The following is a 14,578-nucleotide window of genomic DNA, read 5'->3' on the forward strand; positions in this document are numbered from 1 at the left end:
AGTTTTTGAGTCAGCAGGAGTATAGCGTATAGAACCATCTATAACTGAACTGATTACAGCAAAAGATTAAGCCCAAATTTTACTAATTGGTAAAGCCGATAAAATCGACTTCCGGTCTGCTATTGCCCAGATTTTACCATTGCCTTTACCTAAATCCAGTACCTGATACAACACACCAAATGCACGAATTACCTACTACTCGTTTGTTCAACTCTATTAAATACAAACCATGAAAAAAAGATTACGTGAGTATCACATGCTGGTCGCCCTGTTCATCATGGTCGCCTTGTGTCCTATAGAAACGTGGGCCCAAAGCCGGAAAATAACGGGCAAAATTTCGATCAGCGGGAACACCGAAGCCCTGCAGGGAGTCAACGTATTAGTCAAAGGAAATACACGAAAAGGAGCCGTTACCGATAGCCAGGGCATGTTTGCGCTGGAAGCGTCGCCAACAGACGTCCTTGTGATCAGCTTTATTGGCTTCAAATCAAAAGAGGTCAAAGTAGGAAACGAGACCACCTTCAACATATCGCTGGATGAGGATGCCACTCAATTAACGGAATTGATCGTGACAGGATCGCGCAATACGGGACGCACTATTCTGGAAACGCCCGTACCCGTCGATGTGATCTCGATCAAAGACATTATGGGCGAACTGCCTCAAATGGATCTGGCCCAGATGCTCGCCTTTGTGGCACCGAGTTTCAATGCGGTTCGTTCGCAGGGGGGCGACCTCAACTCGCACGTTGATCCGGTTCAGTTGCGGAACATGGCACCTAACCAGATCCTGGTTCTTGTCAATGGGAAAAGACGACACACGTCTGCCCTGCTCATTACTGAAACGGCCGTTGGCAGCCCATCGACTACAGTCGATTTAATGACCATTCCCGTCTCGGCCATCGATCGGGTCGAAATACTTCGGGATGGAGCAGCCGCACAGTATGGCTCCGACGCCGTGGCAGGTGTAGTCAATATCATCCTGAAGAAAGGAACGAACAAACTAACGGGTAGCCTTACCGGTGGCGGGTATGCCAACACGGGCGGACAGGCTGGCGCGTTGACCAAGTCGGGAAAACCAGACGGGTTCAATTATCAGTTCGATGCCAACTACGGGTTCAAGATCAGCGACAAAGGTTTTTTCAATATTTCAGGCCAGATTACCCAGCGCCGACCCACCTTACGGCCATTCGTCAACGACTGGGGCTTTTTTGACAATACCTATCTGAACAACCTGCGAACCGATAAGAACGGAAACCCAGTCATTACGAACCCGGAATTGATCAGTGCACAGGTGGCCGGTAACGCGTCGCAGATTACGGCCCTGAAAACGGAGACGGGTCTGATGAGTGCCCGAGGCCTGACCAAAGCCGATTTTGCGGTGTATGCGGGCATGCCAGCCATTACCTTGGGAAGTACCTTTTACAATGCTGGTTATGAGATAAACCCGACCACCACCATTTACAGTTTTGGCGGGGCGTCGTATAAATACCTGGAAGGGTTCTCCTGTTATTTCCGCCGGCCCGCCCAAACTGACCGGTTCAACTACCTGCTCTATCCCAACGGATTCAGACCTCAGATGACGTCGAATACGTCGGATATCTCGAACACCGTTGGCCTCAAAAGCAAAATCGGAGACTTCAGCGTCGACTTCAGCAACACATTTGGCAGGAACACCATGCGCCTGGGCATGGTCAATACGTTCAATGCGTCTCTCGGCTCCAATTCGCCGGTGAACATGAATCTGGGCACCCACCAGTTCTCGCAGAATTCGACGAACCTCGACTTATCCCGCTATTTCAAAGGCGTGATGAATGGCCTGAATATCGCCTTTGGCGCAGAAATGCGGATTGAAAATTACAAGATCATCAAGGGACAGGAAGAGAGCTACGCTTACGGAAATGCAGGCATACTTTCCGTAGTTAAGGACGGTCTGCTGGTTGGCCCGGATGGAAAACCACTGGAAGACGCCAACAGTGCCCCGATCGTTGATGCAAACGGGCAACCACTATCCGTATTTGCCGGACAGCAGGTAACGGTAAAATCCCTGTCGTCTAACTGTCAGTGCTTTGCGGGATTCGGACCCAAGAATGAGCGGAACGAATTCCGAACCACAATGGCCGCCTATTTAGATGCTGAACTGGAACTTACGCGGAAATTTTTACTGGCGGGCGCTTTCCGGCTGGAAAATTATTCGGATTTCGGCGGGGTGACCATCGGCAAACTGGCCGCCCGCTATTCATTGACAAAAACCCTGTCTATTCGTGGCTCCATTGCTACTGGCTTCCGGGCACCTTCGCTACAGGAGCTGAACTACACCCATACAGCAACCGCTTTCGTACCCGACGCGAACGGCATTCCACAACCGCTGGATGTAACGACTTACCCGACCAACAGCACAGCGGCCCGGGTGTTGGGTATCAAAGGCTTAAAACAGGAGCAGTCGCGCACCTATGGGTTCGGTCTGACCTACCAACCGGCGCCAGGCTTTGAAGTAACCCTGGACGCTTATCAGATCGATGTTGACAACCGCATTTTCAGAACCAGTTATTTCAACGCGTCGGAAGTTGGCAACAACTACCAGGAAGTCATCGGCGACGGAGAAGCTCAGTTTTTCGTCAATGGAGCGGATGTCCGTTCGAAAGGTCTCGAAGCCGTTGGCAATTACACGCTTAATCTGCAAAAAGGTAGCAGCGTTACGTTCAGCCTGGCCGCCATTTTCAGTAAGAATACGGTACTCAACCGAAAGGTGCTCGACCTGAACGTAGCCAATCTTACCGAAGATCAAATTGTTGGCAAATACCTCAGCCGCGATGTTATTGGCCAGTTTGAAACGGGCACTCCCCGCACAAAACTGATCGGTTCGGTGAGCTACCGGGTGAGCAAATTTAACACCATGCTGAGAGGCACCTACTTTGGTTCGGTCACGGAGCGGTCTGTTTCCTCAGATAACGACGGTAACTTTTACGACCAGACATTTTCGGGACAGGCAGTTTTCGATTTAAGCGTTGGGTATGATCTGAACCGGAATGTGAAACTATCCATCGGTGGCAGCAACATCTTCGATAAATACCCACAAATTCTCCGCCCCGAGAACCAGGGTTTTTATCTGTACTCCAACAATCAGCAAGGGTCCAACGGTGCTTACTATTATGGCCGTTTGATGTTCAACTTTTAACTATACTTCCAGCGATGAACCGATTTTCCACTATACGAAATACGATCGCCGTACTGGGCATCTTTTTCTCACTCGTTGCTTTCCTGAGTTCCTGTGAACAGCAGAAATTCGAACCCAATACGAGTGTAGCGCCGGGCGGTGGTACCATAACGACCTTCAAGTCGTACACCATCACGTCTGCCACAGGAACAACCGTTTATGGACGGGTGGTCTTTTACAAATACAATTCGACGGTTACCCTGGTCGAAATGGGCCTGTATAACACGGCAACGGGAGCGTCTTATGCCGCATCCATTTATGAGGGAAAGGCTGCCGATAGTGCGGCCAAAACGCTCAAACCCCTCGATGCAATCAGTGGTACGACCGGCGAGTTCTCCACTAATAAATATTACACGATAAGCGAAGCGGGCTTCTATGATAAGCTGAATGCCTATAATGCCAACGTTAAAATTATGGCGGGCACGAGTCTGGTGGCGAGTGGTAATATTGGCAGTAATGCGACACCCGTTGCCCAATCGCAGTAACAAGGCGTTCAGGCCAGTTGCCTGAGCAAACAACACCCTTCCTCTTCCACACCCTAAACGCTCCGGCTAAAACCGGAGTGTTTTTTATTTCCGAAAAATCTGACAGGCAGTGTGTCTTCATGCGTTTACATACACGGTCAATTCATCCTTACCTATTGCTTCCTGATTACTTAACTTACCCCGCACCCGGGGAGCAGCGATGCCCGTACCCAGCATAGTCTGGCTTCGAAATACCCGCATTTCATCCCAGAGGCTAGCCTCCATAAACGATGTAAGTAAGCGCGTTCCGCCCTCTACCAGCACCGACTGGATCTTTCGCTGGTAGAGATCGTCCAGTACATGAATGAGTGTCGATTGGGTATCGTCAGGCACGAATGAATACATGACATTGGGAAACCCGGATTCGGTTTTCTCCTCGACACGATGGTACACAATCGTTGGTTGAGAACCATCAAACAGGTGTAGCGAATGATCCAGCGATAGCTGACTATCCAGCACAAGGCGTGTTGGATTTTGGTTGGACGGAGCTGGGCCGGGCCACAGGCGGACATTCAGACGCGGATTATCCAGCCGGGCGGTATTGGCCCCGACCATAATAGCCGGTTCTTCACTGCGCCAGCGATGCACTAACCGATGCGACAGTTCACCGCTTATGGTAACTTGCCGACCCTGTTCCCCGGCAATAAATCCGTCGGCGGTTTCGGCCCACTTCAAAATAACATACGGACGCTTACGCTCAAAAAAGGTAAAGAACCGGGCATTCAGTTGGCGGCCCTGTTCGGCAAGCAGTCCCGTTTCTACGGAAATACCAGCCGCCCGAAGTTTGGCAAACCCCTGCCCCGACACCAGTGGATTTGGGTCATCGTTACAACAAATGACCCGTTTCACCCGGTTTTCAATGAGCAAATCAGCGCAGGGGGGCGTTTTGCCCCAGTGCGAACAGGGCTCCAGCGTCACATAAAAGGTCGCTTCGGGTAGCAGCTGCCGGTCTTCGGGCTTTACCGAGCGAATGGCGTTCACCTCGGCATGCCAGTCGCCATAACGCTGATGCCAGCCTTCTCCAATAATTCGCGGCTCCGTCGAACCCACCCCATGCGTGATTACACAACCAACCATGGGGTTCGGACTGACCTGCCCCCGGCCAAGGCTTGCCAGTTCGAGCGCGCGACTCATAAACCGTTCATCTATCCCAGTCAACATCGTTTCTGTACGTTTTGAATATCGACCCTGTTTAACGTTTTCCATAAGTACGGAAACTTTAAACAGGTTTATCGTTATAATGGTATCCGGTACCCTGCTAATCGTATTTTTTACAGACAACAAAAGCAATCTGCCTATCAGATGCCGCAAATCCCGGTACGGAACCGCCTAAACTTTCCTATTTTTGGCAAAATTACTCGTCACGAATCAAATGGCTACTGCCAAACCCTTATACGAACGCCTAAGCAAGAACATTACGGCTTACGCGCCCGAAGAAGCCCGGGAAATGGCCTTCATGCTCCTTGATCATTATTTCGGTTTACGCAAAACCGATGTGCTCACCGATAAACCACTTCCGCCAAACCGTACGGAGCCCGACTGGTTCAAGATTCTGGAACGGCTGAACCGGCAGGAGCCCATTCAGCACGTTATTGGTACGACAATTTTTTGCGGTTTAGAGTTTGAAGTATCGCCCGATGTGCTGATTCCCCGCCCCGAAACCGAAGACCTGGTCCGGCTCATCATGCACGATTTTGCCGACCGCGTCGACGATGTACCCATTCTGGACATTGGTACAGGCAGCGGCTGCATTGCCATCACCCTGGCCAGATTCCTGCCTCAGTCCGTTGTAACGGGCTGGGACGTGTCGACGGAAGCGCTTGCGTTGGCTCGCCAAAATGCGGAGAATCTCCACGCCGATGTTGACTTTGCCATTCAGGACATTCTGAACGTACCCGCCGATTTCAGCCATCGGTTCGATTGCGTTGTCAGCAATCCGCCTTATGTGACGCGCTCGGAGGCCGCCGATATGGACCGCAATGTGCTGGATTATGAACCCGACCTGGCTCTTTTCGTTGAAGACAACGATCCGCTGGTTTTCTATAAAGCCGTGGCTGATTTCTGCGTCCGGCACCTGACAAAAGACGGAGCTTGCTATGTGGAGATCAACGAACGCTTTGGCGAAGCGACCCGGCAGGTTTTTGCCGACCGGGGCTTTACCAAAATTCACGTCTACAAAGACATCCACGGCAAAGACCGCAGTATTCGGATAACGTTTTAAGGTATTTAGGTTACTGTTTGCGGTTTGTGGTTTACAGTGGCCAGTCATGACGGTGATTGCCTCCGTAAACCACAAACCATAAATCATAAACGAATTATTATGCAATCAACGACCTCATTCACCTATCATACTAAAATCCGCGAGGTATTCAACGAAATGAGCCAGGTTGTGGTCGGTCAGGATCGATTGCTCAACCGGTTGCTCATTGGGCTGTTTACGGGCGGCCATATTTTGCTCGAAGGCGTACCAGGTCTGGCCAAAACCCTGACCATCAACACACTTGCTAAGGTGCTGGAACTGGATTTTCAACGCATTCAGTTTACCCCCGATCTGCTGCCCGCCGATCTGATCGGCACGATGATCTTTAATCAGAAGACGGCCGAATTCGAAGTGAAACAGGGGCCTATTTTTGCCAACCTGATTCTGGCCGATGAGGTCAATCGTTCACCTGCCAAAGTACAGGCGGCTCTGCTCGAAGCGATGCAGGAAAAGCAGGTCACCATTGGCGAAGAAACGTTTGTTCTGGACCGTCCTTTTCTGGTGCTGGCGACCCAAAACCCGGTTGAGCAGGAAGGTACGTATCCGCTTCCCGAAGCGCAAGTAGACCGCTTTATGATGAAAGTCTTCGTCGATTACCTCAATAAAGAAGACGAACTGGCCGTGATGCGTCGGATGTCGAACATGAATTTCGATTACGAAGTGCAGCCGGTACTGGGCAAGGAAGAGCTGGCTGCCATTCGCAATGAGATCAATGGCATTACCATTTCAGATACCCTTGAGCGGTACATTATTGAGCTGGTTTTCGCGACGCGTCGGCCCATGGAATATAACCTCCGCGACGAGGCCAGGTACATTCAGTTTGGTGTGTCGCCACGAGCCAGTATCAACCTGAACCTGGCTGCTAAGGCGCTTGCTTACTTCGACCGCCGGGATTATGTTTTGCCGGAAGATATTAAAGAAGTAGCCCCGGATGTGTTCAATCACCGCATCATGCTCAATTACGAAGCCGAAGCCGACGGTGTGACAACCTTACAGGTCATCGATTCCATTTTGCGAAAAGTAGCCATTGGCCGGTAAGTCCCGGTGAACGGTAAATGGTACGTTTTGTGTTTTAGACAAAAACCTTCGGGTCTCCATCTATGCCACAAAACAGGATTTTCGTATTATTAGCGGTGTTGCTGATTGCCGGTTTATGGGTTTATGGCACCTTTATAGCCAGGCCAAGGCCCCCGCACCAACGCCCCGCCGGTACGACATCGCCCGGTAACCGCCGGGTTGAGAAATCAGATGCCGATTGGAAAACGCAGTTGACTGGCTCCCAGTACAATGTTGCCCGCGACCGTGGCACAGAATGGCCAAATAGCAGCGAACTCACCCACGAGCACCGACAAGGCGTGTATGCCTGCGTCTGCTGCCATAATCCATTATTTAGGTCGGCCACCAAGTTTGATTCCCGCACGGGTTGGCCTAGTTTTTACGCCCCCATCGTCGCTAATGCGGTTTACAACGAGCCCGATGGTGGCCGAACAGAAGTGCGTTGCTCTGTTTGCGACGCCCACCTTGGGCACGTCTTCAGCGACGGCCCGGCCCCTACTGGCCTGCGCTATTGTATGAATGGCGTGGCGATGGTGTTTGACGAGGGGAAGCCATAATCCACATCTTTGTAACAAAACAGCTTATTTAAGTCAGCTATAAGCCTACATCCATTATTGAACTGATCAGGCTTATAGCTCTTTTGTTACCTTTGACAAAAATTCGCAATTTGCGAATCGCGAATTATGAAAAAACACAATGGAATGCGCCCTCAGGATATACCTGTATTATTGAAGATTAGCGCTCAATACAATAGAAGCTGGAGTGAATTTAACCCTTCAGATAAAATACGGATCTTGCCAAAATCTGGACGAGATCTATTAAATAAAGACATTGCTGCTCAACTCCGAATTAGCCCTTCAGAGGTAACGGAGTCTCTAGCCCGCTCAGCATTTGCAGGCCTATATGACCCGGAAAGTAAACGAGTTATGTCCAGGGCTTTATTCGAGTTTTTGGAGTATGGCTTGAAATACGTCTTCCCACAACAACCGGGAGCCCTAACTCGGGGAACTCCAACAGCTCATTCGGCAAAACCTTTATCAGCTTTAATTCAGGCCAGTGAACATTACGTCTGGCCTAGTGCTGATGGCACGGTTCGTGGCCAGGCCATTGAGCCATTGTATCCAACTATCGTACAGGCGGTTGAAAATGATTCCTTATTGTACGAAATGTTGGCGTTGATCGATGCTATACGAGTTGGAAAAGCCCGAGAGGTCAAGTTAGCCGTTGATGAACTTAGACAACGTTTATTAATTACCGAATGAGCCATCACATTAATCTAGTACGACTGCGAGCAGTAGCAAACGCATTAGCTGAACTCAACGAGAAAGTCGTATTTGTGGGTGGAGCAACAGTCAGTTTGTATGCAACTGACCCGGCCGCTTCCGAACCACGCCCAACAGAGGATGTAGATGTAGTCGTTGAAGTCGCTACGTATGCGGAATTCAGCCGTCAGCTCGACGATCGATTACGTCAGTTAGGTTTTGTGAATGACATTGAATCGGGAATCATTTGCCGGTATAAAATACGTGGCTTGATTGTCGACATCATGCCTACAGATTCATCCATTCTGGGTTTTACGAATCGTTGGTATGAAGCTGGTGTTACTCAATCAATTGGCTACAAATTAGATGAACGAAAATCCATCCAAATTTTCTCTGCGCCTTATTTTGTCGCCACTAAATTAGAAGCCCTAAGCTCGTTTCGACACGGCCGGGACCTGCGCTGTAATTCTGATTTCGAGGATATTATTTATCTGTTCGATAATCGAAATGAACTTTTAAATGAGTTAATCCAGAGCACGGATTCTGTTCGTTCCTATCTACGAGAAGCGATAGCCGTATTACTCTCAGACGCTAATGTCTACGAAAACATATACGCTCACCTGGAGCCGAGAACAGCGAGTCAGCGAGCACAGCGTATTCTCAATATCTGGAAACGTATTACGGATCAATAAGCCTGCGCTATTGCATGAATGGCGTGGCAATGGTGTTCGAAGAGGGGAAGCCATAGCGGAAACCCATATTAAAAATCCTGACGACCAAAATTTAACGGCTCCTCAATCGCCTATGGCTTGACAAACGGAGACCTCCCTGACGGCGTAAAGCATCACAACAATGCTAACGTCATAAAGGAGGTCTCTTTTACCTGGCAAACCGTACTTTAGTCGCAGGCCGAAATGTATTGAATCAAAAAAGCTACCGGTTCTGCCTGATTAATTTTTGCAGGCCTCGGTGTTTGACTTGAGGATGTAATCCAGGGTTTGTTCGGCGCTTGCGCCTGTGGTTGTAAATTCCTCACAATACTCACCCTCGTAATGAACGCAAGCCTGGTATTTCGAATTTGGCTTCAACCCTTTCAGTACGCCTTTTCCATTCACAAATGTAGCCGATCCGCCTGCATACGCGTTACCAACTTCGCCATAGAATACCGTGACGGTTGGATACACTTCAAGATTCTTTCCATTCTCGCATCGAGCCCGAACCGTGAAGCTGGCATCTACGCTGGAGGGGACAGTAACATTCAGAGAAATAGCCCCGCAAGGGTTCGTTACGTTTGTGGTACCAAGCACGGCATTGTTCGCAACAGGGTCGAGCACCGAAATTTCGTAATTACCAGCCGGCACATCAAACTCAAAAACACGATCAGCCGTAGTCTCGGCACTGTTCCCAGATGTTATTGTCATGCCATCTTTCGAAATCGTATAGCGGACGGAATACCCCGCCGGAAGCCCACGAACGGTATAGGAAACATGACAGGTTGTCGTACTGCGGGGAATGGTCACCGCGTAATACGATAAGTGATTGATGGATACGTTGGCAACCAGATCATTCCCTTTACGCTCGGCCATAACCTCCCGTTCGTAGGTCCAGGCACCCGTCGTTTCGTTATAGCTATACACCTCCAGCTTATCACCTTCTTTTATAGGCTGACCCGTCGAGCTGTTTAGTCTATTAGTGGGGATACTCATTTGAACCGTAACGGGCTTGCTAAAGGTGGAAACCGTTTGATTAGCCGAATTTTTCATTTCAATGGCGACAAATCCAATCGGCTCAAAAATACCCTTTGTGTTACTTTTACCTTGAGCATCTTTCGCGACTGACGCGTCTAAACCACCAGGAAAAGTCTGTAAAGCTTCCCGGCTCTGCCCCGAATAAGCGACAACAGAGGTGGTTATCTTGCCCGTTACGGGTTGGCCCTTGCTATCTTTGATTAGTGTACTGGCGGGCCACGAGACAGCCATATTCGTAGACGCTGCCGAAGCACTGGACGGCGTTGTTACCTGAATCAGCTTATCGGTCGTTAAGGCACCGGCAGTTGACGACGTTGCGTCGTCAACTTTAGCCGCCACCCCTGCTGGCGTTGACGTGATCTTTACTAAACGAATCGTAAACGGGTCGTTTAAAGCCCGCTTTAAGGACAGATTAGCGCTGGATGCGATGTACCCTTCGGCATCGACTACGATTCTCAGTTCGGCAGGAGCTGCGGCTGTAGGCACAGTTCCCTTTAAACCAATGTATAAATCACCTTTCGGGGCCGTATACGTGGTTAGGGCTTTGCCATCGAACGTAATGGTGCGGCTGGCATCTTTACCCTGAATAGAGACCTGAATCGGAATATCCAGAGGTGCACCCGTTTTGGCATCAACTACCAGGCCCTGAACCTGCGCTTTGCCAGGCTGGTAGTTTAATTTAAATACTACCCCTTTCAAAGGGTCTATGTTTTTAATATCGGTTACCTCCTGACAGCCAACGGCTAACCCAAGTGTTGTCAGGATGAATAATGTCTTCAAAAAAGGACGCGATGAGGCAAGTGAAAAGTGATTCATAATACGAGATGATATTGGCTAAATAGATGGTATGGTTACAGCTTATAAGAAAGACCAATGTTAATGACTGGGTAAAATTTGAGCGGTTTCAGGTTCTCCTGAATTATGGGACCCTGATCGGAGGAGGGTTCCAGGAGCCCAGTCGTTTTAAAGGTAATTTGGGGGGCTTGCTGGTAAAAGAGGCCCAGATCGAACATAAACTTCACCCGGCGACGCGTGTAGGGGTTTCCGAAGCCCAGGCCTAAATAGGGCGCAATCCGATTGAAATCAGCTTGTCCAGTCAATGTACCAACTTCGTCAATCGAAAATGTTACGTCGTTTAATTTGACGTCTTTAGTAGGTTTGCCGAAAAAATCAATCTGGTTTAGGTTATAAAAAGCCCCCCCCGTGATCCGAAATCCAGTTTGAGCAAATGGATAATAATCGACTAACGCATTGATGGTTTTCAGTTTGATCTTATAGTCAAACCCGATTTGAAGATCGTCGGAATCCTTACCACTTTTCAGCGTATTTGAGTATTGGAATGCATTAACACCAAGCCGGGCAGCAAACCGTCGGTTGATGGAGTAACCTACAGCCAGCCCCCCGCCAGCTGTGCCCGCGGACGCCATAATGGCAAAGCCCGGCCGATAAGCAGGTAACGAACGGGCTGAAAGAGACGTACGCTCCGATGCTGTTGCGGACAGGTCAGACTGCGCATAGAGTGTGGATGGAAGAATCAATGAAATTGCCAGTAAAATTTGTTTCATAAGAACTGAGCTGCGTTATATAGAACGTAAACATTTGTAAACATATCGACATAAAGGTAACTTGTAATATACAAAACAGGCATACCGTCTACTAAATAAGCATGAAATGATCATTTTTTACGTTTACCCAGCTGATAAACGCAGTACACTTGACCGCGATTAGCGCGTATACGCGTTCCTACCCAATCAGAAAGATTGATCGATGGGTATTGCTTTGCTGCAGAAGAAGACTTAACGAAAAGAATAAACAAGCGGCTGTAATCCAGCCGTCAACGCACAGAAGTACTTTTCCCACGTGAGTCAACCTGCGGTTTCAACTTCTGGCCGGATAGACTCCAGGCATAAAGTCAAACAAGTCCGGAGATTCGTCAGAACTGGAAATAGATGAACTGGTTCGAGGAGAATACGCCGAACAGATAGGTAACGAACGTGACCAGCACAAACAAAGCCGCAAAACGGATGGTGTTTCGGGTGGGGATGGTAAGGTAAAACTGCTCTTTTAGGAGAAGGAAAACAATCAGAAAAACACTGAACCAAAGCTCGGTTGTATTCATTGGACTATTGAGCTGATCGCTGAACGAGAGCGTTGGAATCCGTTTCAGAATCAGGAAGGCATCACTCAGGCTACGGGCGCGGAAAAACACCCACGTCAGCATGATGAGCACAAACGTGATCAGGGTGTTTACGACCACCCGCACGGGCGATTTTTGCACCGGCTTCTCGCTGGCGGGCGACGTTACCTGACTCGGCGGTGTACTCGAAAAGCCCATTCTCGCCAGTAGCTTATCCCGCAGTACGGCCAGAATCTGGTAAAGGCCGTTTAATCCTCCCCAGATCACGTAGGTCCAGTTTGGGCCGTGCCAAAGACCACTGGCCAGGAAAACGATGAGCATGTTCAGGTACTGCCGCACCTCCCCTTTTCGGTTGCCGCCCAGTGGGATATACAGATAATCTCGGAACCAGGTCGAAAGCGAAATATGCCAGCGTCGCCAGAATTCCGAGATGGACTGGGCAATATAGGGCGTCCGGAAGTTTTCCATGAGTGTAAAACCCATGACCCGGGCCGCTCCGATGGCGACGTCGGAATAACCCGAAAAGTCGCAGTAGATCTGGAATGTGTAGAAAAACGTGGCAACCAGCAACGTCAGGCCATTTTGCTGAGCCGGTTCGGCATAGGCATGATCGACGAGCATCGCCAGCCGGTCGGCAATGACGAGTTTCTTGAACAAGCCGAAGGCCATTTGCATCAGGCCCGCTTTGACGTTCTCTTTATCGTATTTAAAATAGTCGTGAAACTGCCAGAGCACATTTTGTGGTCGCTCAATTGGCCCGGCCACCAGCTGCGGGTAAAACATGACGTAAAGCGCGTAGATACCGAAATGACGCTCCGCTTTCTGATTGCCCCGGTAGACCTCAATCGTGTAGCTCATGGCCTGAAACGTGTGAAACGACAGCCCGATAGGCAAAATGCTCATGTTGTCTTTATACGACGAGATGCCACTTTGCCCAAACACGTGCAGCACTTTGACAAACACCCGGTTCACCTGTTCCGTGACTGTTTCGGCCATACCGGGCATGCTCAGTTTGTCAAACAGGAACGACAGATTTTCGGCAAAAAAACCGAGGTATTTGAAAAAAGCCAGAATGCCCAGATTCGAAATAAGCGACAGAATGAGCAGCCATCGCCTGTACTTGCCGCTCGTTTTTTCGATCCAGATGCCGGCGATGTAATCGATAACGATGGTCAGAAACAGGATAAGGATGTACGCGGGCTGGAAAACCATGTAGAAATAGCAACTGGCTATCAACAACAGTATCCACCGCCCCTGCCATTTCAAACTGAAATAGCTAAGCGTAACGACCGTAAAGAACAGTAAAAATTGTAGTGAATTGAATAACATCGTTCAATAGGCACCGTGTGTGGTTGCAGCGGCAATAAGCCAACGGTAAACCATACGCCGTAAACCTGTTAGTATACCTTTTCAACCTTTTCGACAAAATCCTCAAATTGCCGGGCCGGAATAAACTGGGGTTGCGTTCGATACGACAGCACCATAAAAACGAGCAGTAGCGAAATCAGAAAAGCCTGCAGGATAACGATTAGGAATGAAAAAACCAGATAGGTGGCCCATCCCGGCACAGTGGCATCGGTAAACAAACGCAGGAATACGACCACACCTATGCCGCATACCGACACGGCCACCATCATAACACAAAATAAGGCTAGCCGCACGGCGGTCGTATCCATCAGCACCGATACAGCGCTCAGACCGTGTAGCACCAGCGACACAAAATTCATTTTGGACTCGCCGGCCAGCCGACGGCCCCGTTCCAGGGGAACTGCCGTGTAAGGCAATCGCGACCGGATCACGCCACCGGGATAATTATTCCAGATTTCTGACACATACGCCAGTTTACGCAACTGACTGGCGGGTACAAGGCTGAAATTCCCAAAGGTGATTACCTTACCCGTTAGCAGACGAAAAACACTTTTATAGACCTCGTAGAACATACGAAAGATAAAGCTTTCATGCCGTTTGGCGCGGTGCGCAAACACGATACTACCCGGGTTGGCAGCGCCGGTTTGTAACAACTGCGGAATATCTTCGGGCCGGTCTTCGCCATCGGAATCCATAACGATGGTTGGATACTGATCGGGTAAGGAAGCCAGATACGATAACCCCAGGGCTATGGCTTTCTGGTGTCCGACATTCCGGAAAAGACGCAGCACCGATAACGACTGCCCAATGCCGCCGGGCAATGTGTTGAAGTTCGTTGACGAGCAGTCATCAACAATCAAAAAAGTCAGTCGGCTCGTTAACGCCGGTTCATTGACGTCCCGAATACGTTCCAGCAATAACCCCAGCGCCTGCCAGTCATTGAATAAAGGAATGACGATGTTGATACGGTCAGGAAAGGCGGTCAAGGTATTATCTAAAGCCATCGGGG

The 14,578-nt window shown here is 49.5% G+C and carries 12 protein-coding genes; 7 read left to right on the forward strand and 5 right to left on the reverse strand.

The window, feature by feature from the left end; translation table 11 throughout:
* The first annotated feature begins 229 nt into the window (after positions 1 to 229).
* Both ACYVAM_RS03205 and ACYVAM_RS03210 read left to right on the forward strand, forming a co-directional pair.
* Positions 230 to 3,175, forward strand: a complete 2,946-nt coding sequence (locus tag ACYVAM_RS03205; protein WP_461063841.1) for a TonB-dependent receptor — start codon at positions 230 to 232, stop codon at positions 3,173 to 3,175.
* Between the two features lie 14 nt (positions 3,176 to 3,189).
* On the forward strand, positions 3,190 to 3,699 hold the full coding sequence (locus ACYVAM_RS03210; protein WP_461063843.1) for a hypothetical protein: 510 nt from the start codon (positions 3,190 to 3,192) through the stop codon (positions 3,697 to 3,699).
* Between the two features lie 117 nt (positions 3,700 to 3,816).
* Here the strand turns inward: ACYVAM_RS03210 and ribD are convergent, their stop codons facing one another.
* Positions 3,817 to 4,899, reverse strand: a complete 1,083-nt coding sequence (gene ribD, locus ACYVAM_RS03215) for a bifunctional diaminohydroxyphosphoribosylaminopyrimidine deaminase/5-amino-6-(5-phosphoribosylamino)uracil reductase RibD (RefSeq protein WP_461063845.1) — start codon at positions 4,897 to 4,899, stop codon at positions 3,817 to 3,819.
* Positions 4,900 to 5,110: 211 nt separating this feature from the next.
* Between ribD and prmC the strand changes: the two genes are divergently transcribed.
* The 5 genes from prmC (at position 5,111) to ACYVAM_RS03240 (ending at position 9,008) form a co-directional block, all read left to right on the forward strand.
* A complete protein-coding gene (gene prmC / locus ACYVAM_RS03220) occupies positions 5,111 to 5,959 on the forward strand; it encodes a peptide chain release factor N(5)-glutamine methyltransferase (protein WP_461064219.1) in 849 nt (282 codons plus the stop codon).
* 99 nt (positions 5,960 to 6,058) lie between these two features.
* Positions 6,059 to 7,036 carry an AAA family ATPase gene (locus ACYVAM_RS03225; protein WP_461063847.1) on the forward strand — a complete coding sequence of 326 codons (978 nt, stop codon included), beginning with the start codon at positions 6,059 to 6,061 and terminating at the stop codon, positions 7,034 to 7,036.
* Between the two features lie 62 nt (positions 7,037 to 7,098).
* The gene (gene msrB / locus ACYVAM_RS03230) at positions 7,099 to 7,611 is read left to right on the forward strand and encodes a peptide-methionine (R)-S-oxide reductase MsrB (RefSeq protein WP_461063849.1); all 513 of its coding nucleotides are present in this window, start codon (positions 7,099 to 7,101) and stop codon (positions 7,609 to 7,611) included.
* 126 nt (positions 7,612 to 7,737) lie between these two features.
* A complete protein-coding gene (locus ACYVAM_RS03235; protein ID WP_461063851.1) occupies positions 7,738 to 8,316 on the forward strand; it encodes a hypothetical protein in 579 nt (192 codons plus the stop codon).
* The gene (locus ACYVAM_RS03240; RefSeq protein WP_461063853.1) at positions 8,313 to 9,008 is read left to right on the forward strand and encodes a nucleotidyl transferase AbiEii/AbiGii toxin family protein; all 696 of its coding nucleotides are present in this window, start codon (positions 8,313 to 8,315) and stop codon (positions 9,006 to 9,008) included. Before ACYVAM_RS03235 ends, ACYVAM_RS03240 begins: the two co-directional genes overlap by 4 nt.
* Before the next feature lie 258 nt (positions 9,009 to 9,266).
* Here the strand turns inward: ACYVAM_RS03240 and ACYVAM_RS03245 are convergent, their stop codons facing one another.
* The 4 genes from ACYVAM_RS03245 to ACYVAM_RS03260 all read right to left on the reverse strand — a co-directional run bounded on the left by ACYVAM_RS03245 (position 9,267) and on the right by ACYVAM_RS03260 (position 14,573).
* Entirely contained in the window at positions 9,267 to 10,880 is a 1,614-nt protein-coding gene (locus ACYVAM_RS03245; protein ID WP_461063855.1) for a hypothetical protein, read from the reverse strand.
* 35 nt (positions 10,881 to 10,915) lie between these two features.
* On the reverse strand, positions 10,916 to 11,629 hold the full coding sequence (locus ACYVAM_RS03250) for a hypothetical protein (RefSeq protein ID WP_461063857.1): 714 nt from the start codon (positions 11,627 to 11,629) through the stop codon (positions 10,916 to 10,918).
* A 368-nt stretch (positions 11,630 to 11,997) separates the two neighbouring features.
* Positions 11,998 to 13,530: an MBOAT family O-acyltransferase gene (locus ACYVAM_RS03255; protein WP_461063859.1), complete on the reverse strand. Its 1,533-nt coding sequence runs from the start codon at positions 13,528 to 13,530 to the stop codon at positions 11,998 to 12,000.
* A gap of 68 nt (positions 13,531 to 13,598) precedes the next feature.
* Positions 13,599 to 14,573, reverse strand: a complete 975-nt coding sequence (locus ACYVAM_RS03260; RefSeq protein ID WP_461063861.1) for a glycosyltransferase — start codon at positions 14,571 to 14,573, stop codon at positions 13,599 to 13,601.
* Positions 14,574 to 14,578: the final 5 nt, after the last annotated feature.

Source organism: Spirosoma horti, from assembly GCF_054776595.1.

Excerpts from the sequence above, each read along its gene's own strand:
- ACYVAM_RS03205 (WP_461063841.1), top strand. The coding sequence starts at position 230 with ATGAAAAAAAGATTACGTGAGTATCACATGCTGGTCGCCCTGTTCATC.
- ACYVAM_RS03210 (WP_461063843.1), top strand. The coding sequence starts at position 3,190 with ATGAACCGATTTTCCACTATACGAAATACGATCGCCGTACTGGGCATC.
- ribD (WP_461063845.1), bottom strand. The coding sequence starts at position 4,899 with ATGTTGACTGGGATAGATGAACGGTTTATGAGTCGCGCGCTCGAACTG.
- prmC (WP_461064219.1), top strand. The coding sequence starts at position 5,111 with ATGGCTACTGCCAAACCCTTATACGAACGCCTAAGCAAGAACATTACG.
- ACYVAM_RS03225 (WP_461063847.1), top strand. The coding sequence starts at position 6,059 with ATGCAATCAACGACCTCATTCACCTATCATACTAAAATCCGCGAGGTA.
- msrB (WP_461063849.1), top strand. The coding sequence starts at position 7,099 with ATGCCACAAAACAGGATTTTCGTATTATTAGCGGTGTTGCTGATTGCC.
- ACYVAM_RS03235 (WP_461063851.1), top strand. The coding sequence starts at position 7,738 with ATGAAAAAACACAATGGAATGCGCCCTCAGGATATACCTGTATTATTG.
- ACYVAM_RS03240 (WP_461063853.1), top strand. The coding sequence starts at position 8,313 with ATGAGCCATCACATTAATCTAGTACGACTGCGAGCAGTAGCAAACGCA.
- ACYVAM_RS03245 (WP_461063855.1), bottom strand. The coding sequence starts at position 10,880 with ATGAATCACTTTTCACTTGCCTCATCGCGTCCTTTTTTGAAGACATTA.
- ACYVAM_RS03250 (WP_461063857.1), bottom strand. The coding sequence starts at position 11,629 with ATGAAACAAATTTTACTGGCAATTTCATTGATTCTTCCATCCACACTC.
- ACYVAM_RS03255 (WP_461063859.1), bottom strand. The coding sequence starts at position 13,530 with ATGTTATTCAATTCACTACAATTTTTACTGTTCTTTACGGTCGTTACG.
- ACYVAM_RS03260 (WP_461063861.1), bottom strand. The coding sequence starts at position 14,573 with ATGGCTTTAGATAATACCTTGACCGCCTTTCCTGACCGTATCAACATC.